Annotated in this window: 22 protein-coding genes; 11 read left to right on the forward strand and 11 right to left on the reverse strand. The window is 61.2% G+C overall.

The features are described from left to right. Positions 1-3 precede the first annotated feature (3 nt). Together QMK32_RS09880 and QMK32_RS09885 are read right to left on the reverse strand one after the other, a co-directional pair. Positions 4-1,110 (reverse strand): DICT sensory domain-containing protein, encoded by a 1,107-nt coding sequence (locus QMK32_RS09880; RefSeq protein ID WP_283474611.1) that lies wholly within the window; start codon positions 1,108-1,110, stop codon positions 4-6. Positions 1,111-1,135: 25 nt separating this feature from the next. After that, complete coding sequence (locus tag QMK32_RS09885; protein WP_283474612.1) at positions 1,136-1,333, reverse strand: hypothetical protein; 198 nt, start codon at positions 1,331-1,333, stop codon at positions 1,136-1,138. A 299-nt stretch (positions 1,334-1,632) separates the two neighbouring features. Here QMK32_RS09885 and QMK32_RS09890 point away from each other — a divergent pair, with 299 nt between their 5' ends. Then, the gene (locus QMK32_RS09890) at positions 1,633-2,385 is read left to right on the forward strand and encodes an SIR2 family NAD-dependent protein deacylase (RefSeq protein ID WP_283474613.1); all 753 of its coding nucleotides are present in this window, start codon (positions 1,633-1,635) and stop codon (positions 2,383-2,385) included. 70 nt (positions 2,386-2,455) lie between these two features. On the opposite strand, the gene QMK32_RS09895 is transcribed toward QMK32_RS09890, so the two are convergent. Beyond that, positions 2,456-3,061: an SACE_7040 family transcriptional regulator gene (locus QMK32_RS09895; protein ID WP_283474614.1), complete on the reverse strand. Its 606-nt coding sequence runs from the start codon at positions 3,059-3,061 to the stop codon at positions 2,456-2,458. Between the two features lie 111 nt (positions 3,062-3,172). Here QMK32_RS09895 and QMK32_RS09900 point away from each other — a divergent pair, with 111 nt between their 5' ends. The 5 genes from QMK32_RS09900 to QMK32_RS09920 are packed head-to-tail and all read left to right on the forward strand — an operon-like array spanning position 3,173 to position 9,220. Beyond that, a complete protein-coding gene (locus QMK32_RS09900) occupies positions 3,173-4,750 on the forward strand; it encodes a carboxyl transferase domain-containing protein (protein WP_283474615.1) in 1,578 nt (525 codons plus the stop codon). A gap of 6 nt (positions 4,751-4,756) precedes the next feature. Next, positions 4,757-6,769: an acetyl/propionyl/methylcrotonyl-CoA carboxylase subunit alpha gene (locus QMK32_RS09905; protein WP_283474616.1), complete on the forward strand. Its 2,013-nt coding sequence runs from the start codon at positions 4,757-4,759 to the stop codon at positions 6,767-6,769. Next, positions 6,766-7,932 (forward strand): acyl-CoA dehydrogenase family protein, encoded by a 1,167-nt coding sequence (locus QMK32_RS09910; RefSeq protein WP_283474617.1) that lies wholly within the window; start codon positions 6,766-6,768, stop codon positions 7,930-7,932. Before QMK32_RS09905 ends, QMK32_RS09910 begins: the two co-directional genes overlap by 4 nt. Next, positions 7,929-8,417 (forward strand): MaoC family dehydratase, encoded by a 489-nt coding sequence (locus QMK32_RS09915; protein ID WP_283474618.1) that lies wholly within the window; start codon positions 7,929-7,931, stop codon positions 8,415-8,417. The genes QMK32_RS09910 and QMK32_RS09915 overlap by 4 nt, the downstream gene beginning before the upstream one ends. Further along, entirely contained in the window at positions 8,414-9,220 is an 807-nt protein-coding gene (locus QMK32_RS09920; RefSeq protein ID WP_283474619.1) for an HpcH/HpaI aldolase/citrate lyase family protein, read from the forward strand. The genes QMK32_RS09915 and QMK32_RS09920 overlap by 4 nt, the downstream gene beginning before the upstream one ends. Positions 9,221-9,317: 97 nt before the next feature. Here the strand turns inward: QMK32_RS09920 and QMK32_RS09925 are convergent, their stop codons facing one another. The 5 genes from QMK32_RS09925 to speB form a co-directional block, all read right to left on the reverse strand. Continuing rightward, positions 9,318-9,473 (reverse strand): DUF6131 family protein, encoded by a 156-nt coding sequence (locus QMK32_RS09925; protein WP_168708278.1) that lies wholly within the window; start codon positions 9,471-9,473, stop codon positions 9,318-9,320. Positions 9,474-9,806: 333 nt separating this feature from the next. Next, positions 9,807-10,355, reverse strand: a complete 549-nt coding sequence (locus QMK32_RS09930; protein ID WP_269300917.1) for a Dps family protein — start codon at positions 10,353-10,355, stop codon at positions 9,807-9,809. Between the two features lie 110 nt (positions 10,356-10,465). Next, positions 10,466-11,431, reverse strand: coding sequence for a TerC family protein (locus QMK32_RS09935; RefSeq protein WP_283474621.1), 966 nt, complete (start codon positions 11,429-11,431; stop codon positions 10,466-10,468). 193 nt (positions 11,432-11,624) lie between these two features. Then, positions 11,625-12,821, reverse strand: coding sequence for a PucR family transcriptional regulator (locus QMK32_RS09940; protein ID WP_283474623.1), 1,197 nt, complete (start codon positions 12,819-12,821; stop codon positions 11,625-11,627). 29 nt (positions 12,822-12,850) lie between these two features. Further along, complete coding sequence (speB, locus tag QMK32_RS09945) at positions 12,851-13,801, reverse strand: agmatinase (RefSeq protein WP_283474624.1); 951 nt, start codon at positions 13,799-13,801, stop codon at positions 12,851-12,853. A gap of 156 nt (positions 13,802-13,957) precedes the next feature. On the opposite strand from speB, the gene QMK32_RS09950 reads away from it, so the two are divergent. Both QMK32_RS09950 and QMK32_RS09955 read left to right on the forward strand, forming a co-directional pair. Then, positions 13,958-14,770, forward strand: a complete 813-nt coding sequence (locus QMK32_RS09950; protein ID WP_283474625.1) for a carbon-nitrogen hydrolase family protein — start codon at positions 13,958-13,960, stop codon at positions 14,768-14,770. Continuing rightward, complete coding sequence (locus QMK32_RS09955; RefSeq protein WP_283474628.1) at positions 14,767-16,449, forward strand: flavin monoamine oxidase family protein; 1,683 nt, start codon at positions 14,767-14,769, stop codon at positions 16,447-16,449. The genes QMK32_RS09950 and QMK32_RS09955 overlap by 4 nt, the downstream gene beginning before the upstream one ends. Before the next feature lie 18 nt (positions 16,450-16,467). Here QMK32_RS09955 and QMK32_RS09960 read toward each other — a convergent pair whose 3' ends face one another. Both QMK32_RS09960 and QMK32_RS09965 read right to left on the reverse strand, forming a co-directional pair. Continuing rightward, positions 16,468-16,947, reverse strand: coding sequence for an Lrp/AsnC family transcriptional regulator (locus tag QMK32_RS09960; RefSeq protein ID WP_136169637.1), 480 nt, complete (start codon positions 16,945-16,947; stop codon positions 16,468-16,470). 48 nt (positions 16,948-16,995) lie between these two features. Further along, on the reverse strand, positions 16,996-18,156 hold the full coding sequence (locus QMK32_RS09965) for an NAD(P)/FAD-dependent oxidoreductase (protein ID WP_283474631.1): 1,161 nt from the start codon (positions 18,154-18,156) through the stop codon (positions 16,996-16,998). An 85-nt stretch (positions 18,157-18,241) separates the two neighbouring features. Here QMK32_RS09965 and QMK32_RS09970 point away from each other — a divergent pair, with 85 nt between their 5' ends. Both QMK32_RS09970 and QMK32_RS09975 read left to right on the forward strand, forming a co-directional pair. After that, positions 18,242-19,021, forward strand: coding sequence for a tyrosine-protein phosphatase (locus tag QMK32_RS09970; RefSeq protein ID WP_283474633.1), 780 nt, complete (start codon positions 18,242-18,244; stop codon positions 19,019-19,021). A 94-nt stretch (positions 19,022-19,115) separates the two neighbouring features. Further along, the gene (locus QMK32_RS09975; protein WP_283474635.1) at positions 19,116-19,640 is read left to right on the forward strand and encodes a peroxiredoxin; all 525 of its coding nucleotides are present in this window, start codon (positions 19,116-19,118) and stop codon (positions 19,638-19,640) included. Here the strand turns inward: QMK32_RS09975 and QMK32_RS09980 are convergent. Next, entirely contained in the window at positions 19,623-19,760 is a 138-nt protein-coding gene (locus QMK32_RS09980; RefSeq protein ID WP_168708277.1) for a hypothetical protein, read from the reverse strand. The two genes, QMK32_RS09975 and QMK32_RS09980, sit on opposite strands and share 18 nt — an antisense overlap. A 116-nt stretch (positions 19,761-19,876) precedes the next feature. Between QMK32_RS09980 and QMK32_RS09985 the strand changes: the two genes are divergently transcribed. After that, a complete protein-coding gene (locus QMK32_RS09985; RefSeq protein ID WP_283474637.1) occupies positions 19,877-21,001 on the forward strand; it encodes a class I SAM-dependent methyltransferase in 1,125 nt (374 codons plus the stop codon). Position 21,002: the final 1 nt, after the last annotated feature.

The following is a 21,002-nucleotide window of genomic DNA, read 5'->3' on the forward strand; positions in this document are numbered from 1 at the left end:
AGGTCAGCCTGGTACTCGAACCCCCGCTCGGCCGTTGAATCTATGCAGAATGGCCTTGGCGCAGCGAACCACCGTGCAACGATCGTGCGAGATGACGTAGTCGAACTCCCGATCCGGTCTCGAGTCTCCGATGTTCATCTCACGCGCGGACAGTACGCAGCAGAAGTGAGCCCCCAGAACTACGACGTTCCATTCCTCGGTCATGCCGTCGGCAGAGTCGAGGGACGCTCGGTGGATGTGGGTGTCGGACGTATCGGTCATTCCGACGCCGCACACGCCGGTATAGGCGCTGTGTTCCGCCATTGCGTGCCAGCGGGCCTTCGTATTTCCTCGGAAATGTCGATCGTGCTGAAATGTTCCGAGTATCAACGTTTCCGGGCCGGCCACCGACGCCTGCCATTCTATGTGTGTGCTCATTTCCATGAGCAGGGTCTTGCGGCTACGTGTCACGACACGACCGGCAGATGCGATGGCGAACGGCGACGTCGAGTCGGCATCGGGGGTACTCCAGGTGCGCGATGCGAGGACGGCACGAGAACTGCTCTCCGACAGCGACTTGGGTGAGGACCGGGGTGGAAACAGCAGACCGATTCCGAAGGTTGCCCCCAGTTCGAGCGCTCTGACGCGATGGGCTTCGGAATCGACGCCACTGGCGACTATCACTGCACCGGTCCGCTCGGCTTGGGCCGCGAGAACATGCGTGGCCCTGGCCACGTACGGGTCGGGATCGGAAGCGCTCATCTCGGGTGCCAGAACGATGATGTCGGGTTCGATCAGAGGCAGGATCCCGAATGACGCGAACTGCCCGCCGACGTCGTCGACTGCAATTATATGGTTTTGTGCTCTGGCCTTCTCGACCGCAAGCAAGGTCTTCGCCGGGTTGTCGACCATCGAACTCTCGCGTACGACGAAGGTCCCGCAAGCATCCGACGCTACCCCGGTGCCTATCAGCAACGGCGTCATCCAACCGATGCTGTCGAGCACGTCGCTCGACGCGTTGTGCAGCGCATCATCGAAGTCACTCGTCCCGTAGCGCTCGTCCAGATAGATCTTCACACCGCCGATGGCGTCGTCGTCGAGCCGGCAGATGGGGGAGTAGTGAAGAGTCATGATGCGTCGCTCGCGGGCAGTGAGATCAGAGGGTGGCGGCGAGGAGGCCGACAATGCCGAGCACCAGAGCACCGATCATCAGTGTGACGGCATGGCCGCCAACCGACAAGACGATAGCGGCGGCGATGATCGCTCCGAATGCGGAACCGAAGACCAGGCGATGATGAACCTGGGGGATCAGGGTCGTGCGTTGGGAATTCTCGTCGAGCGTTGCGTAGTTCATGCCCACTCCTCGTTGCCGATCGTGCTGAGCTAATCATGAAGCAAGGAAGTAGCTGCCCTGCAACCCATTGGATAACAGATTGATCACAAAAGTAACGAATAGATAACGTGACAGCGGGGTTGGCCTCTGTAACGTGTTGCTACACAGCAACTATGGCCGTTCGAGCCGGCAGGCTCGTCGGCCGAGCCGGATCCGGTCGGTCGCCTGGGTCATGCGGTGGGCACGGGCAACAGTAGATACCGCGCATTCTGGCGAGACCATCCAGATCGCTGTCGGTATGCCGTGGCACACTGGCCATCATGAACAACGCCGAGCCACCAAGCGCCGTAGTCACACTCGCGCGTACTGCGTCGCGGGTGGCGGTGCTCACGGGCGCTGGGATGTCGGCCGAATCCGGGATACCGACCTTCCGTGATGCGCAGACGGGGCTGTGGTCCAACTTCGAACCCGCTGCCCTGGCGAGCCCGGAGGGGTGGGCGCGCGACAGTGATCTGGTGTGGGGTTGGTACCAGTGGCGCACAGAATTGGTCCGCCGGACGCAGCCGAATGCCGGTCATGTCGCACTTACTACGTGGCAACAGCGTGCGCACCTCGACATCGCTACCCAGAACGTCGACGATTTGCACGAGCGCGCAGGCTCGAAGGTCATATCGCACGTGCACGGTAGTTTGTTCGATGCACGCTGTTCCGAATGCGGGGTTCACTCCGAGCCTGCATACGAACCGAGTGATGAGCAGTCGGATCGAGTCCCACCGCCGCCGTGTCCTGAGTGCGGGGGACCTATGCGTCCGGGAGCAGTGTGGTTCGGCGAACCGCTGCCGAAGTCCGAATGGACGTCGGCAGTGAACGCCGTCGAAAGCGCAGATCTCGTGTTGGTCGTCGGGACATCCGGCGCAGTTTTCCCGTTCGCTGGGCTGCCGGCAATGGCACGCAGCTGCGGCGCAACTGTTGTCGAGATCAACCCCGTGGAGACGGAGATATCCGATATCGCCGATCACCGCTGGCGAACCACCGCGGCAGTCGGATTGCCGGCATTGGTGCAGGCGCTCTAGGTGCTGGCATAACTCTGTCCGCTGATCCTGACCGTATCCGCGCCACGCGTGCCGGATGGTCGCGGACTCGCTATGCCGTGAGGGCGGCGTTTGCCATCACTCTGATTACTTCTCGCGATCGGCGGGACATGCTTCGTCCAATGCTGTGTGGGGTCGAATTCAACAGACCGAACACGGCGTGCGCTTTGGTGCGGGCGTCGTCTTCGTGCAGTTTCGAGTCGGATCCGCGGAGTGCGGCTACCCAGACCTCGACGTATTCGCGCTGCTTGCGTCGGACATCACGTCGAGCGGACGTCGGCAGATTCGCCAGATCGCGGTCCTGAATTCGGATCAGCGCCGGTTTACTCAGTGCGAAGTCGAGATGGAAGTCGACCAGTTCGGAGATCGTGCCGGACGCGTCCGCAGCGTCCAGCACGACCCGTCGGCCACCGGTCAGTAGGTAGTCGGAAATGTCCACCAGTAGCTCGACGAGGACTGCTTCCTTGTTGGGGAAATGGCGATAAACCGCAGGTCCACTGATCCCGACCGCTGCGCCGAGATCCTCGAGCCGCACGGCTGCGTAGCCGCGCTCGGCGAACAGTTCGGCCGCTGCATCGAGAAGCTCGATGCGTCGCGCAGCCTTGCGCTGCTCGCGAACGGTCGGTTTCGACTCGGCAGGCGGCGACACTGTGCTCATGGTGAAATCCCCGACTTCGGCTCGATACTGGACAACTCGGTTAATGAAAGTTTACTATTGATTTCGGTTAGTGATGATTAACCGAAGTTTCGGTCAGGGAGTGGCACCACTATGGCGATCGATATCGAAGCCAACAGGCTCGAACACAAGAGGCTCGTCGAAGAACTGGGCGAGAAGCTGGACCGCGCTGCACTCGGAGGCAGCGAGAAGTCCCGCGAGCGACACATTGCCAGAGGCAAATTACTACCGCGAGATCGTGTGAACGAGTTGCTCGATCCAGGCAGCCCCTTTCTCGAGATCGCCGCGCTGGCAGCCGACGGAATCTACGACGACGAGTGCCCCGGCGCCGGAATGATCGCGGGAATCGGCAGAGTGTCCGGCCGCGAGTGCGTCATCGTCGCCAACGACGCGACCGTCAAGGGCGGCACCTACTATCCGCTCACGGTGAAGAAGCATCTGCGCGCGCAGGAAATCGCGGCGCAGAATCGACTGTCCTGCATCTACCTCGTCGATTCAGGCGGTGCGTTCCTTCCGCGGCAGGACGAGGTGTTTCCCGACCGCGAGCACTTCGGCAGAATCTTCTTCAACCAGGCGACGATGAGCGCGGCAGGCATTGCGCAGATCGCGGCTGTAATGGGCTCGTGCACGGCAGGTGGCGCCTACGTTCCCGCGATGAGCGACGAAGCCATCATCGTCAGAGACCAGGGCACGATTTTTCTCGGGGGACCGCCGTTGGTCAAGGCAGCAACGGGTGAAGTCGTCACGGCCGAGGAACTCGGGGGCGGTGATCTGCATTCGAAGGTGTCCGGGGTGACCGACTACCTTGCCGACGACGACCGAGACGCACTGCGCCGAGTGCGTCGAATCGTCGCCACGCTCGGGCCGATCCCTGCGGCACAATGGCCGATACGGCAAGCTCTCGATGCCACCGTCGATCAGCAAGACCTCTACGACGTGGTGCCGATCGACTCGCGCACTCCGTACGACGTTCGCGAGGTCATCGTCCGCATCGTCGACGGCGGGGAGTTCGACGAGTTCAAGTCCGAGTACGGAAAGACCCTCGTAACCGGGTTCGCGCACGTGCACGGACATCCGGTCGGAATCATCGCCAACAATGGCGTGCTGTTCGCAGAATCGGCGATGAAGGGCGCGCACTTCATCGAACTGTGTGACAAACGCAGTATTCCACTCGTATTCCTGCAGAACGTCGCTGGTTTCATGGTCGGCAGAGACTACGAAGCAGGCGGCATCGCCAAGCACGGCGCCAAAATGGTGACCGCGGTCGCGTGCGCTCGGGTCCCGAAGTTCACCGTCGTCATCGGCGGTTCCTACGGCGCGGGCAACTATTCGATGTGCGGCCGCGCCTATTCACCGCGCTTTCTGTGGATGTGGCCGAACGCCCGAATCTCTGTCATGGGCGGTGAACAGGCAGCCTCGGTACTGTCCACGGTCCGCAGTGAACAACTCGATGCGGCCGGCAAGCCATGGTCGAACGAAGAGCAGGAAACGTTCAAAGCACCGATTCGAGAGCAATACGAATCGCAGGGCAACCCCTACTACTCGACCGCGCGATTGTGGGATGACGGGATCATCGACCCCGCGGACACCAGAACTGTTCTCGGACTTGCTCTGTCGGCGAGCGCTCATGCGCCGCTCGAGCCGGTCTCCTACGGCGTTTTCCGGATGTGAGATGTGATGACGAGACAGATCGACACAGTGCTGGTGGCCAACCGCGGCGAGATCGCGGTTCGCGTCATTCGAACGTTGCGGCGCATGGGTATTCGATCCGTTGCTGTGTTCAGCGACGCCGACGCAAATGCACGGCACGTCCGTGAGGCAGACACCGCGGTCCGCCTCGGTCCAGCCCCCGCGCGTGAGAGCTACCTCGCGATCGACAAGGTCGTCGAAGCCGCGCACCGCGCCGGAGCGCAGGGCGTCCATCCGGGCTACGGGTTTCTCTCGGAGAATGCCGAATTCGCCGCAGCCTGCGAGGCTGCCGGACTGGCGTTCCTAGGACCACCCGTTGCAGCAATCGAGGTGATGGGCGACAAGATCACGGCCAAGAACGCAGTGGCGGAGTTCGGTGTACCGGTAGTGCCCGGTATCGCTCGCCCCGGACTTTCCGACGCGGACCTCCTCGATGCCGCCCAGGACATCGGCTATCCGATCCTGGTCAAGCCGTCGGCAGGCGGCGGCGGTAAGGGCATGCGACTGGTCGAGGAGGCGGGAGCGCTTGCCGGTGCGTTGGCGAGTGCACGACGCGAAGCGGCTTCCTCGTTCGGTGACGACACGCTGTTCCTCGAACGGTTCGTTCTGCGGCCTCGGCACATCGAAGTACAGATACTCGCCGATCAGTTCGGACACGTCGTACACCTCGGCGAACGAGAGTGCAGTCTGCAGCGCAGGCACCAGAAGGTCGTGGAGGAAGCGCCGTCGCCACTTCTGGACGAGGCGACACGAGAACGTATAGGGAAGGCGGCGTGTGACACCGCTCGCAGTGTCGACTACTCGGGCGCGGGAACCGTGGAGTTCATCGTCTCGGCGGATCGCCCCGACGAGTTCTTCTTCATGGAAATGAACACCCGACTTCAAGTCGAGCATCCGGTGACGGAAATGGTCACGGGGCTGGATCTGGTGGAGTGGCAGGTTCGAATCGCCCGCGGTGAACCGCTCACGATTCGGCAGGACGAGGTGACACTGACCGGTCATGCGATCGAAGCCCGCGTCTACGCCGAGGATCCCGGTCGAGGATTCCTGCCCACCGGAGGGACCGTGCTCTCGCTTCGGGAACCGTCACCCACTCCAACAGTTCGCGTCGACTCGGGCGTGTCCGTCGGGTCCGTCGTCGGCAGCGACTACGACCCGATGTTGGCCAAAGTGATCGCGTACGGCCCCGATCGAGCTTCGGCGCTCGCTACTCTCGATCGCGCGCTTGCCGACACCGCAGCGTTGGGCGTTGTCACCAACATAGAGTTCCTCCGATTTCTGCTGGCGGACAGCGATGTCGTCGAGGGAAGGCTCGATACCGGATTGCTCGATCGCAGGGTCGAGGACTACGAAACAGCGCCTGCTCCGGACGAGATCTTCGTGGTCGTGGGCGTCCATCTGTGGTCGTCATTGTGGACGGACTCGGATCCTTCGCGACCGTGGACGGTCCCGAGCGGTTGGCGAATCGGCGGGCGAGCCCAGCCAGTGACGTATCGACTGTCATCGGGAACACGGACCGCGCATGTGCACGTGCACGGCACACTGTCGGACGCATGGGTAGCGGTCGACGACGGAGAATCGCAACCGATGTCGTTCGCTCGTGTCGAGGACGGCGACGTGGCCATGGTGCGCGCCGGCGTGCGTTCGCGCTTTCGGCTTGCCGACGACGACGCGACTGTCTGGGTGTCCTCACCGGCCGGCACGTGGGCAATCACATCCGTCGAAGAGACCAGTGTCCGTGGTGAAGACAGCCACTCCGGAGATGCCGAGATGACCAGCCCGATGCCGGGAACCGTTATCGCCGTCGGTGTATCTAGCGGTGACACCGTGGAGGCAGGCTCGGCGATCGTCGTCGTCGAGGCAATGAAAATGGAACATGCAATGACAACACCGATCGGTGGAACGGTGGAACTTCTTGTCGTAGTGGGAGAGCAGGTTCGTGTCGATCAACTTCTCGCCCGCGTGAGCCCGAGAACCGAAGTGGAAGAAGGAAAGTCATGACCGATTATCTCGCCACCGGAAACCTTCCCGACGAGTACCAGCAGCTGATCGCGAGTGTCGCCGACTTCGCCACGTCGGTGGTGGCGCCGGTATCGGCCAAACACGATGCCGAGCACTCGTTTCCATACGAGGTCGTTGCAGGCATGGCCGAGATGGGGTTGTTCGGCCTACCGTTCCCAGAGGAGTACGGCGGAATGGGCGGCGACTACTTTGCGCTCTGTCTTGCCCTCGAAGAGCTGGGGAAGGTGGATCAAAGTGTTGCGATCACGCTCGAGGCGGGAGTCTCCCTCGGCGCGATGCCGGTCTACCGCTTCGGTAACGACGAGCAAAAGCAGGAGTGGTTGCCCAAATTGACGAGCGGAAGCTCGCTCGCGGCCTTCGGGTTGACAGAACCCGGGGCAGGCAGCGACGCAGGGGGGACACGTACCACCGCGAAACTCGTCGGTGGTGAATGGATAATCAACGGCAACAAGCAGTTCATTACGAACTCTGGCACCGACATCACCGAACTGGTCACCGTCACCGCAGTAACCGGCGTCGACGAGGTGACCGGAAGGAAGCAGATCTCCTCGATCCTTATCCCTACGTCGACTCCGGGCTTCGTAGCGGAGAAGGCATACGACAAAGTTGGCTGGAATGCATCCGACACACATCCGTTGTCATTCACCGACGTCCGGGTTCCGTACGAAAATCTGCTGGGCCAACAGGGCCGCGGATACGCCAACTTTCTGCACATTCTCGATGAGGGACGCATCGCCATCGCTGCACTGTCGGTAGGCGTTGCGCAAGGGTGTGTGGACGAAAGCGTCAAGTACTCCAAAGAACGAGAAGCCTTCGGTGGGCCGATCGGACGAAATCAGGCCATCGCGTTCAAGATTGCTCGGATGGAAGTGCGAGCGCATACAGCCCGTACAGCGTATTACGACGCTGCTGCGCTGATGTTGTCGGGAAAGCCTTTCAAGAAACAGGCCTCGATCGCGAAATTGGTCGCCTCCGAAGCGGCTATGGACAATGCGCGTGACGCCACACAGATTCACGGGGGATACGGGTTCATGAACGAATACACCGTTGCCCGGCACTATCGGGACAGTAAAATTCTCGAGATCGGCGAGGGGACCACCGAAGTGCAGTTGATGCTCATCGCGCGGGGACTCGGACTATGACCACGGACAAGCGTGTCCGTCAGCGCGGGCTGTGGTTCGAGGAAATGGAGCTCGGCACCGTCTACGAACACCGGCCCGGCCGAACGGTCACCGAGGCCGACAACACCTTCTTCACCGCGCAGACGATGAATACCCAGGCACTGCATCTCGACGCAGCCTTCAGTGAGGGCACGACGTTCGGCGTACGACTGGTCAACTCGATGTTCACTCTGTCGACAGTGGTCGGCCTCTCGGTAGCGCAGTTGACGCAGGGCACGATCGTAGCCAACCTCGGGTTTTCCGAGGTGAGGTTCCCGAAGCCGATGTTTCACGGGGACACGCTGTACGCGGAGACGCTCATCGTCGACAAGCGCGAATCGAAATCCCGACCCGGAGAGGGCATCGTCACCTTCGCCCACACCGGACGCAACCAACACGGCGAAGTCGTAGCCACGGCGGTCCGCAAGACTCTCGTCAGGCTCCGCCCCGCGGAGGACGCGTCGTGACGTGGGTGCCGCCGGGTCCTGGATGGTTGTTCTGTCCGGCGGATCGACCGGAACGCTACGAGAAGGCGGCACAGCGGGCCGACGTCGTAATCCTCGACCTGGAGGATGCTGTCGCTGCCGGCGACAAGCAGAAAGCCAGGCAGTCGTTGCTGTCCACCCCTCTCGACCCTGCATCCACTGTCGTCCGAGTTAATGCGCACGGCACCGCCGACTTCGAACTGGACATGGCAGCACTCGCCCAGACGGCGTATCGCACAGTGATGCTGCCCAAATGTGAAAGTTCGATCCAGATCGATGCGGCTGCGCCTTATGAGGTGATCGCAATCGTGGAATCACCGCTCGGCGCCGTCGCTGTGTCCGACAGCCTCGGCGCAGTAAATTCGATCGGGGTGATGTGGGGTGCCGAGGACCTGATCGCAGCATTGGGGGGCAAGGCGAGCCGATTCCCCGACGGTACGTACCGGAAGGTGGCACAACATGTCAGGTCGACAACATTGCTCGCAGCCAAAGCGCGCGGTGTGTTCGCCCTCGATTCGGTAGTGCTCGATATCGGTGACATTGCTACCTTGACGGCCGAGTCGGAGGATGCCGTGGCCGTCGGATTCGACGGGAAGGTTGCTATTCATCCTTCGCAGGTACCGATAATTCGAGAGGCTTTCGCACCGACCCAGGCGGAGATCGATTGGGCTGAGCAGGTCGTTGCGGCTGCCGCTGATGAGCGCGGAGTATTTCGTTTCGAAGGACGAATGATCGATGCGCCCGTGTTGCGGCAGGCCGAGCAGATACTACGCAGTAGACGGTAGATTCGCTGACGCGGACCGAAAGAGCTTTGTCGAAAATGAACGAGGCCCCGCGCTGGTGCGCGGGGCCTCGTCTACGTGCAAGGGCAATACCTGGCGATCAATACCAGGTTTTGCGGCCACCGATAGCGCGCCCGGTTGCACCGAGGATGGTGAGGACGGCGCCGACGACGATCAGGATGATGCCGATCGTGGTGAGGATGCTGATCGACGTGAAAAAGCCGATGAGCGCGAGGATGATTCCCAGGACGATCATTATTGTTCCTTCTTTCGAATTGGATGCTGCGTGCGGCATCAGGTGATTGCGTTGATCGCCAACCATCTGAGAACTTACCCTGATGTCTCTTGAATCGACAGTAGCGGTTGATCTTTCGAACTTCTCACAAAGTCGAATTCCAGCCGACACCGCTCGGGCCCACGACGGCATAGCCTTCTGAGTGTCATTGTTATGACACATGAAAGATGCCCGCGCAAGCGGTTCGCCACTGGCTGGACGAAAGACACGACACTCCGCAGCGGAGTATCGGGCAACTGATGTTACCCCGAATTATTCCGCGTCAAACGCGATCATCGATTCGAAGTGAAAATTTCAGCGCGCGTCTGCGGCAGCTTCCTTTTCGCTCGATGCACCGCTTGTGGAAAGCTGTCCACCGGAGTTCTCCAGGTGCGCGCGAACGAACCAGTGGAAGAGTTCGAGTTGACCGCTCTGCCCGATCAACAAGTCCTCGGTGACCGGATCGACCTTGCCGATCTCTTCGATTGCCTTGCGCGTGTCGGTGATGACACCGGTGTACACGAGGTCGAGTGCGCCGAGGTGCTCGATGGCTGCGGCCCGCCCGATCGAGTAGTCGTCCCATGAGCGCTGCTCGACGATGGTGCCCGGCGTGCCCTTCGCCGAGGATCCCAGTGTCGCAATGCGCTCGGCGACATCGTCGGCGAAGCCACGCACGGTTTCTACCTGTGGGTCGAGCATCTCGTGGACAGAGATGAAGTTGGGGCCCACGACATTCCAGTGAATGTGCTTGAGGGTCAGATGAAGATCGTTGTATGCGTTCAGGCGATCCTGGAGCAATGCCGCGACACGCGCTCCCTCGTCGGTGCTCATGCCGGGAACTGTGTATGAGTTCGATGTGGTCATGACAAACAACTACCCAGGACGAACCGGAGTGAAACACAGCTCCGAGAAGGTGGATCCGAAAAGGGGGTATCCGACCGGACCGGTCGGATACCCCCTTTGCCTTGCCCGTGTTACTTTTCGCCGGAAGCCAGCTCGGAAGGCTCCTCCTTTGCCGGGCGCACGAAGCTGAGGATGATCGAGCCTGCCAACACCGCGATGATGACTGCGAGGCTGACCAGCGATGGAATCTCGGGGATCGAGGTGCTGATGACCTTGTGGCTGGCCTGCAAGATCAACTTGACCCCGATGAATCCGAGGATGATCGCCAAGCCCTTGGACAGGTAGTGGAACTTATCCAACAGGCCGGAGAGCAGGAAGTACAACGCGCGCAGTCCGAGAATCGCGAACGCATTCGACGAGTAGATGATGAACGGATCGTCGCTGACGGCAAGAACTGCAGGGACACTGTCTACGGCAAAAACAAGGTCGGCAGCTTCGATGGCAACCACGACGGCCAACAACGGAGTGGCAATGCGCTTTCCTGCCTCCTTGACGAAGAACTTCGTTCCGGAGTACTCGTCTTGAACCGGGATAACCTTGCGCAACAGGCGAACCGCAAACGAAGTGCTCGGATCATACGAATCGTCCTCATCCTTCATCAGCTTCCACGCGCTGTAGAGCAGGATGGCTGCGAAGACGAACAAAACGACGGTGAACTTGCTTACGATAGCTACACCTGCGGCGAGGAAGATGCCGCGGAATACCAATGCGCCGATCACGCCGAAGAACAGAACGCGGTGCTGGTATTCCTTCGGAACTTTGAAGTAGCCGAAGATCAATGCGAATACGAAGAGGTTGTCCACGGACAAGCTTTTCTCGAGGAGCCAGGCCGTCGTGTATTCCACGCCTGCCGTCGTACCGAGAGTGGCGAAGACGACTCCACCGAAGACGAGTGCGACGCCGACCCACAATGCACTCCACCATGCAGCTTCCTTGAAGCCGATGACGTGTGCACCGCGATGCGCAAGCAAATCGATGGCGAGCAGGGTGAGCACGACCGCGGCAAACGCCACCCATGCCCAGAGAGGAACGTTCATCGGCGGTAGTCCTTACTGGTGAATTGAGATAGCTTCTGGGTCAGGGACGCCATGGAACGGGCTCCTTGTCGCTTCGATGTTCTCTGCGGCAACTCTGTTTACCGCGACTACTCAAGTGTGCCTGTCGTGAAAGCGGCATGCACCGTGCGATCGCGGACATGTTCGTTCGCTTTTCATTGCCGTAATCCGGCAACTATGGCCCTGAGTCGATGCTGGTAGGCCAGTCCAGTAACTTCGCTCCGAATACTGCTGTTTGCAGTGCAAACCTCTCGCTCGGGTGGTTCACGTCGTGGCCGGTCAGCTCGGCAATTCGCGCCAGTCGGTAGGTGACCGCGCGAACCGAGAGATGCATCGACCTCGCCGTCATCGCGGAGTTACCCCCGGATTCGAAGTAGGCGAACAACGTACGCAGAAGGGGAACGGCGCCACCGCGGGCCGACAGCAGTGGCGTCAGTACCGTCTCGACGAGATCGGTGATCGCGGGTCGGTCATCGAGCAACACTCGATATACCAGCAGGTCTCGCGCATCCAACACCGGTGTGTCGAGTCCGAGTTTGCCCGCCAGGTCGAGCGCGTCGAGTGCCTCGCGGTAGGAGGACGCCACCCCGGCAGCGCTCTGACCAGGACGTCCCACTCCCAAACGTTGAGTCCACCCATCGGTGCCGTGAACTTGACCGACAGTGCTTCGGACACGTTCGGTCACCAGTTTCACCGCATGATGGTCGGGCGCCGCGAACACGACGACGAGACGGCCTTCCTTGCTGGCAACCAACGTCTCGGTGTCACCTTTGCTCCCGGCGATCGCGCGCTCGACGTCGGTGATCATCGAAGCATCGTCGGTGAACGGGGAAGTCGCCTCTACGACCAGGACAGCGTGAGGTCCCGTCAAGTCCAGTCCGAACGACTCTGCGCGACCCAGCACCCCAGCGATATCGGCGCTGCCCGAGAGTAGATCGTCGACGAACTCGCGTCGAGCGGACACCTCGGCGCGGACCAAAGCTCTGCGGGCGAGCTGAAAAGCCTCCGCGAGCTCTGCCACCGCGTCGTCGACGGCATGCAACATAACTTCACCTGCAGTCACGACGGCGCTTGGGTTCTTGGCTGCGTCCACCACCGCGGGCAGCTCGCGCCACAGGCGCCAGGCCGAGGACAAGTACAGATCGAGCAACGCCCTTAATGCAACGCCTTCCTTGGCCGCAGTATCACCATGAACCCGCAATGCGCGCAGTTGACGACGCGTCAATGGGCGTCCGACAGCGACGGCGTCGGTGAGGACCTCGAGGAAATCTCCGAGAAGTTCGGTGGACAAGCCACCCGCGTCGGCTGCTGCGAGGTCGGCAACCTGCTGGTACTTGCCGTCCGGGTCAGGTGCGTCCGATCGGTTGGGCATCGGGCTCATCGTATGCGCCTGGGGCGACACTATCGATTCAGTGCCAGAACGGACAACAGTTCGTAGGCTACGTGCGCGGCGGCTATACCGGTGATCTCAGCGTGGTCGTACGCAGGGGCAACCTCCACGATGTCTGCGCCCACCACGTCCAGTCCGACGAGCCCACGCAACGTGTTCAGCAGCTCTCGCGAGGTCATGCCTCCAGCTTCCGGAGTACCAGTTCCCGGTGCATGAGCCGGATCGAGAACATCGATGTCCACCGAGACGTACACCGGACCACCGTCGAGTCGGTGCCGCATCCGCTCGACGATGCTCGCGACCCCATCGACCTCGTAGTCATCGGATCGGATCACCTGGAATCCGAGAACACGGTCGTCCTCGAGGTCTTGCTCGGTATAGAGCGGCCCCCGGATACCGATGTGCTGGGAGCGTTCGAGGTCGATGAGACCCTCCTCGCTCGCGCGGCGAAACGGAGTGCCGTGGGTGTACGGGGCGCCGAAGTAGGTGTCCCACGTATCGAGGTGAGCATCGAAATGGAGCACGGCAACCGGTCCGTGGTCGCGCGCGAGAGAACGCAGGATCGGGAGAGCAATAGTGTGATCGCCGCCCAGAGTCAGCACCGAAGAACCGTCGGCGCGTAGATCGGTCACAGCCGACTCCACCGAATTCAACGCCTCGGTGATATCGAACGGGTTGATGCCGATATCCCCGAAATCGGCGACCTGTTGTTCGGCGAACGGTGAGACTTTCAAGGCTGGATTGTACGGCCGAAGCAACTTCGAGGCAGCGCGAATGTGACCGGGGCCGAAGCGCGCCCCCGGTCGATAGCTGACGCCCGAGTCGAACGGAACCCCGAGGATCGTGACGTCGGCTCGAGAGACTTCGTCGAGCCGCGGTAGTCGCGCGAACGTCGTCGGTTCGGCGAACCGCGGGACCTTTCTCGCGTCGACCGGTCCGATCGGTGGCGTTTCGGTGCTCATAGGAAGCGCTTTCTGATAGTTCTTCAGGTACGTCCAGCGTCTTTGGTCGGATAATTGTCTATAGCTCCATGTTGCCCGGCAGTGCCTCGTTGTCGCACGATTATCGAACAAGCGCGCCTGCCCGCCGGACGCGAAACCTGCGGAAAGGACCAGCCGATGACTACCGCGGTACGAGTGTCGCTGTTTCAAGGCCCCGAACTGGCAGGCGACGTCGAGGCCAACCTCGCTGCCATATCGCGCGCGGCGATTGCCGCGGCGGACGCAGGAGCGTCGATGCTCGTCACTCCCGAGATGTCGACGACTGGCTACGACGTCGGACGTCTCGTAGAAGAACGTGCAGAGGCGGCAGACGGGCCGATCTTCGACGCCGTCGTCGAGATTGCCCGAAGCTCTGGTCTCGTTGTGGTGTACGGGTTTCCGGAACGAAGCGAGGGAGGAATCTACAATTCGGTACAGGTGGTGGGTAGCGACGGGACCATCGTGTCTCGATATCGCAAGACGCATCTGTTCGGTGAGCTCGATCGTGGGCACTTCGTTCCAGGCGACGAACTAGTCGTGCAGTTTCACTTCGGCGGGCTGACCTGCGGACTTCTGACCTGTTACGACGTGGAATTCCCCGAAGCCGTTCGTGCGCACGCCGATGCAGGAACCGAATGGTTGATCGTCCCTACTGGGCTGATGCATCCGTTCGACATGGTCGCCACACACGTCGTGCCTACTCGGGCCTATGAAAGTCAGCTGTTCGTCACCTACGTGAATCGGTGCGGAATCGAGGGCGATCTGCATTACTGCGGTCTCACCTGTGCCATAGCGCCCGACGGATCCGAACTCGGCCGTGCCGGCCGCGGGGAGGCTCTTCTCACGGTCGATATCGATCCCGGTGTACGTGCCATGTCGAGGGAGATCAATACCCACCTGGGCGACCGAAGACACGATCTCTACCCCCAGGATGGGAAGAGTGGCAGATGACCACCCCCGTCAGCCCGGACAGCACCGTCGAGGACGAACACGAGTTACCGCTGACCATGTTCGGTCCGGACTTTCCGTTTGCGTACGACGATTATCTGGCTCACCCGAACGGACTCGGCTCAGTGCCTGAATCAGCATACGGAACCGAGGTAGCGGTGATCGGCGGCGGCCTCGCGGGCATGGTCACCGCGTACGAGCTGATGAGAATCGGGCTGAAACCGATCGTCTACGAGTCGGATCAGATCGGCGGTCGCATGCGGTCGGTGAAGTTCGAAGGCCATCACGGAGTGGTGGCGGAGATGGGCGCAATGCGCTTTCCTCCTTCGTCGACGGTGCTGTTCCACTATCTGGATGCAATGGGTCTGCACACCGAGCCGTTCCCCAATCCGCTTGCCGAGGTCACCCCGAGCACCGTGATCGATCTCAAGGGCGTCAGCTACTACGCGAGCAGTCTCGACGATCTGCCCCCGGTGTTCGGCGAGGTTGCGCGAGCCTGGCAGCGCACTCTGGAGCAGTATGCCGAACTGGTTCCTCTCCAGCGGGCGATTCGGGCGCGGGATACCCCCGAGATCAAGCGGCTGTGGAACGAGATCGTAGTGAGGTTCGACGATCAGACTTTCTATGGGTTTCTGGCCGAGTCCGAGCACTTCGGATCTTTCCGTCTGCGAGAACTGTTCGGGCAGGTCGGTTTCGGCACCGGAGGGTGGGACACCGACTACCCCAATTCCATCCTCGAAATCCTTCGAGTCGTGGTGACCGCAGCGGACGACCACCATCGCGGCATCGTCGGTGGCGCTCAACAACTACCCCAACGACTGTGGACGAGCGCAGCACCAACAGCGCACTGGCCGGTGGGCACCACGGTGGCGTCGCTGAACGACGGGACGCCGAGTCCGCGCGTCACCGAGCTACGACGCGCCGCCGGTGGAACGGTGGTGCACGACAGTGAAGGGGGAACCCGCACCTTCCCGGCGACAGTGGTGACTGCTCAGTCCTGGATGTTGCTCAGCAACATCGAATGTGACGATGATCTGCTGCCGATCGACCATTGGACGGCCGTCGAGCGGACGCACTATATGGGTTCGACCAAGGTATTCGTTCTCGTGGACCGCCCGTTTTGGAAAGACAAGGACCCGCTCACGGGCCATGACATCGTCAGCATGACTCTCACCGATCGGATGAGTCGTGGAACGTATCTGCTCGATCAGGGGGAGGGCAAACCGGGCTTGATTTGTCTGTCGTACACGTGGTCGGATGATTCCCTGAAGTTGTTGGCGTTGGGCCCGGTCGAGCGGATGAACATCATGCTTCGTTCATTGGAGGGCATCTATCCGGGTGTCGACTTCCGAAGTCACATCATCGGAGATCCCGTCACCTTGTCATGGGAGACCGAGCGGGACTTCATGGGAGCCTTCAAAGCCAACCTGCCCGGCCACTACCGATATCAGGAGCGATTGTTCTCGCATTTCGTGCAAGACGATTTCGATGAGCGGCATCGTGGGATCTTTTTGGCCGGAGACGACATTTCGTGGACCGCAGGGTGGGCCGAAGGTGCGATCCAGACTGCACTCAATGCGGTGTGGGGAGTGGTGCATCATCTCGGCGGTGGAACAGCGAAAACCAATCCGGGGCCAGGAGACGTCTTTGGAAGTATTGCGCCACTTCGATTGGGGGACTGAGAAATAGGGGATAACTGGTCAGCTGCGTGGTGTTGCGGCGGCGCGATTCAGTAGAGGCCTGGTGCGATACGGAATCAGTTCGCTCATAGCGATGGACATGTTGGTGCGTTCCACCCCCGGAATTTTCAGTATCAGTCCGGCGACTCGGTACAGATCATCGGCATCGACCGCGGCTATTCGAATGTGCATGTCCGACGCGCCCGACAGTCCGAAGACCTCGAGTACCTCTTCGATGGTGCGGAGATGATCGGTGACCTCGGCGAGTTTGTGCTGATCGACACGGGTGGTCACGAAAGCCTGCAATGCGTACCCGAGACTTCTCGGACGCACCCGATGATCGATGGAGGTGAGAGCATCCTTCTCGTCCCATCGAGTCAACCGAGCTTGCACAGTGTTCCGTGAAATTCCTAGATCTCCCGCGAGTTCGACGCCTGTCGCGCGTGGTCGATCGCACAACGCGAGCAACAAACGGGCATCCGTTCGGTCCAGATCGGTCATGCAGTCCACGATATGCGTAGACCACAACGTGTGCGCCGAAAGGCGCGCTCAGACGTCGGGTGCGGCAGCGAAGTCGCGACCAGGGGCGAGGTCTGCGGCGGCCAGGCCGCGATCGATGACGTCGAACGGCAGATCTGTTCCTCTGATCAGTGCAGCTCCGACACGAGAGAGTGCCGAACACGTCTGGATGCCGTAACCGCCTTGTCCCGCACACCAGAAGAAACCGTCGACCCGCGGGTCGAATCCGACTACCGGCGTCCGGTCCGCGACGAAGCTCCGCAGACCGGCCCAGGACGATCGCACGTGACGAGCGGTCAGAGTCGTGGTCTCGTGTATGGCGTCGAGGGCACGTGCGATTTCGAGTTCGTCCGGCCGTGCATCGCTGGGTTCCACCGGTGTCTCATCGGCGGGAGAGCAGAGCAGCTGAGCACCTTCGGGCTTGATGTAAAAGGACTCATCGATGTCGCTGAGCGTGGGGAGCGCGTTCGTATCCATCTCTTCCGGGGCGCCGATCATGAAGATCGTTCGACGTAGTGGCCGGAGTCCCGATCGCTGCGCTCCGGCAAGGGTAGCGACCGAATCTGCCCAGGCTCCAGCAGCATTCACGACGATCTCGGCCCGACGTACCGTCCCGTCCTGCGAAGTCACCTGCCAGATCCCGTCGCGACGTTGCAGGTTCACGACGCCGCTGTCGGTCTCGACATGGCCGCCTCGCTTGCGCAGGCCGCGGAGGAAACCCTGGTGTAGGGCATGGACGTCGATCTCCATCGAACCCGGCTCGTGGAGTGCGAGATCGATGTGGTCGTCTCGTAGCGGTGGGAACAGATCATGCGCATCACGAGAGGAGAGGAGTTGCGCGTCCGGTGTCAGCGATCGGATTTGCTCGAACATGGACTCGAGGATCGCACCGCGTCCGCGCGCAGCGAACTGCAGTAGCGAACGGGGAGAGAGCAGTTCACTTTCGAAGTGCACCGGCGGCTCGAGGAGGAAGTCTCTACTCGCGCTCGTCAAGGCTCGAATTGGCTTGTTGCCGTACGTTTCGAGGAACAATGCGGCCGAACGTCCAGTGGTATGGAACGCGAGCGTCGACTCCTGCTCGAGTAGGCACACCGTCCGGTCGGACGCGAGTTCATAGCCGATCGATACGCCTCCGATGCCGCCCCCGATGACTATTACGTCGTAGGTCCGGACCTCGAGGTTCGATGTCATACCTGCTGACGCTACCGCGGCGACCGAGTTCCTTGCCTGCACGGTGAAAGTGCGGCCGATCCGAGGCATTGGTTATTGTCGTGGAATGCGAGAAGCGAGTACCAACGACCAGTTTCAGCTGTCGGGTGCATGGAACTTTCGGGACGTCGGTGGTGCGCGCACCGCCGAGGGTCTCGAAGTGCGTCGCGGAGTGCTCTACCGGTCGTCGGAACTGGCCAGGCTCGATGCTCGTGGACACGAAGAGCTGGTACGGCTCGGGGTGAAGCAGGTCTTCGACCTGCGTGGTGAGACGGAGATCGAGAGAAGCGGAACCGACCGCGTCCCCGGCAGCGTTCGTGTCCACAATGTTCCCTACGACAACCACAGGGGCGAAAAGGCCCCACATGAGGCGCGGATCACTGCGAGCGAGGATGCCCAACTCGACTACATGATGCGTGCCTATACCTCCTACGCATCGCTCGAGGGCGCGCGTATTGCCATACGGAGGGTGGTCACGGCGCTGGGAACCGGCGAAGGACCGGTACTGGTGCATTGCGCCGCAGGCAAGGATCGGGCTGGTTGGACCGTAGCGACGGTGCTTCGCGCTGCCGGAGTCGACGACGCACACATCGTTGCCGACTACCTGCGCAGCAATGCCGCCGTCGAGTCGTTACGTGCCCACGTGCAGGCGAGTTCAGCAGCTGACGAAAATGGTGCGCCGATCGAATTGTCCGATGCTCTTCTCGGGGTGACGGAGCGGTACTACCGGCACGGGCTGGAGGCCGTCGAGCAGGTGCACGGATCGTTCGATGGATATCTCGATGCGATCGGAATCGACGGAGACGACCTCCTCAGGCTCCGATCGACGTTGCTCGTCGGACCCTGAGGGGCAGTTTCGATGACCTCGAATTAGAGGCCTCGGATTGAATTTTGCACTGCTTCTCGACCGATGCGCCGGGAGGTCACGTAGCCTCGTTGTCATGCGTACTGGCGATATCGCGCCGGATTTTCGACTCCCTGACCATCTGGGGAACGTCCGGAGCTTGAGTAAACTGCTGGTCGACGGCCCGGTGGTGCTTTTCTTCTACCCGGCTGCGACCAGCCCCGTCTGCACCGCAGAAGCGTGTCATTTCAGAGACCTCGGGGGTGCATTCGAGTCGTTCGGCGCTCAGCGAGTCGGAATCAGCACCGACACCACCGGTAAGCAGTCGCACTTTGCGCTGCAACGCTCGTTCGACTATCCAATGCTCGCCGATACCGACGGCGTGGTGGCCGAGCAATTCGGGGTGCGTCGCGGAGGGCCACTCGCAAGGCTGAGACGAAGGAAGGACATCGGTCGGAGTAGGTCACACTCGGCGCGATTTTCGATGATCCGTCAGTTGTTGTCGGTGAAGCGAACAACATTTGTGATCGACACGAATCAGGTGGTCAGGCTGGTGGTCAGGAGTGAACGCTCACATGTCCACGCTGACAAGTCCTTGGACTATCTACGCTATTTGTCCTGACGGGGTTTCGCCGCTGAACAGCGTGGTGTAGACAGCAGGCTTCTTGTTCTCGGCAGGTGCGTCATCCGACGCGTCTTCCACGTGGCTGAACAGCGCTTCGATCTTTTTCGGTTGTTCCATTCGTCGAGCATGCTCCCGATCGGCCGAAAATGCCATTCGGGCGCGCTGATGACGTGTCGAAATTATTGACGTTCAACGTGTTTGGATATGCATTCCAGGGGTGAAACACTGGTCGGATGCACGAATTGGAATCCGTCCTCGCCGGCCTACGGCGATTTCCCGACACCGAAGCACCCAACCTCTTTGCCGTAGACCCCACAGATCGCCTGTTGCTCGACTCGGTACCTGCTGCGCTCCAGGTGGGCCCTGGCATGCAGATCGCGGTAGTCGGGGACCACTACGGCGCTCTCACTCTCGGCGCCGCTGTGCAGTTCGGGGCCACCGGAATTCGAGTACATCAGGACTCGTCGACCAGTGAGGCAGCCTTGGCACGTAATGCCGCAGCGGTAGGACTGTCGGAGGTGTACGGGAACTTCTCGCTGGGTGAGGACCTCCTGCCGACTGCGGACGTCGTCCTGATGCAACTGCCCCGCAGTCTCGCCGAGCTGACCGAAGTGATCGAAGTCATCGCCGCATACGCGCCGAACGACGTGCTGGTCCTTGCCGGTGGTCGCGACAAGCACATGTTTCCCGCGATGAACGACATTATGCGCAAGAATTTCGAGACCTTCAGCGCGGGGCGGGGCAGGCAGAAGTCGCGGGTGTTGTCCGCGGCGACACCGATTCGTGCGACGTCGCGTACGTACCCGGTCACTCGGACGTTGGAAGACATCGGCTTGACGGTGGTAGCCCACGGTGCTGTGTTCGCCGGGTCGACGCTCGACATCGGAACACGCTTTCTTCTCGAGCACGAGAGGAAGATGAAGCGTGATGCGCACGTTGTCGTCGATCTCGGTTGTGGCACAGGAATTGTCGCGTGCATGCTCGCGCGCGAGCGCGAGGGAGTTCGAGTGCTGGCCACCGATCGCTCGACGGCGGCCGTCGATTCCGCCCGCGCGACTGCCGCGGCGAACGGCCTTGCCGTGGAGGTCCTGCGGGACGACGCAATGGCAACGCTGGAAGACGATTCGGTAGACCTCATCGTATGCAACCCGCCCTTTCACGAGGGCGCGGCGGTGCACACCGGTGGGGCCGAGAAGCTTTTCGCCGCAGCCGGTCGGGTTCTGCGGCCCGGCGGTGAGTTGTGGACCGTATACAACTGGCACTTGAACTATCGGGCTGCGCTCGCGAAGGCTGTCGGGCCGACCGAAGTGAGGGGTAAGAACAAGAAGTTCACCGTCACTCGGTCGACCGTCGCCTGAT

It is taken from the genome of Rhodococcus sp. H29-C3 (assembly GCF_030063405.1).
Lineage (GTDB): Bacteria > Actinomycetota > Actinomycetes > Mycobacteriales > Mycobacteriaceae > Rhodococcoides.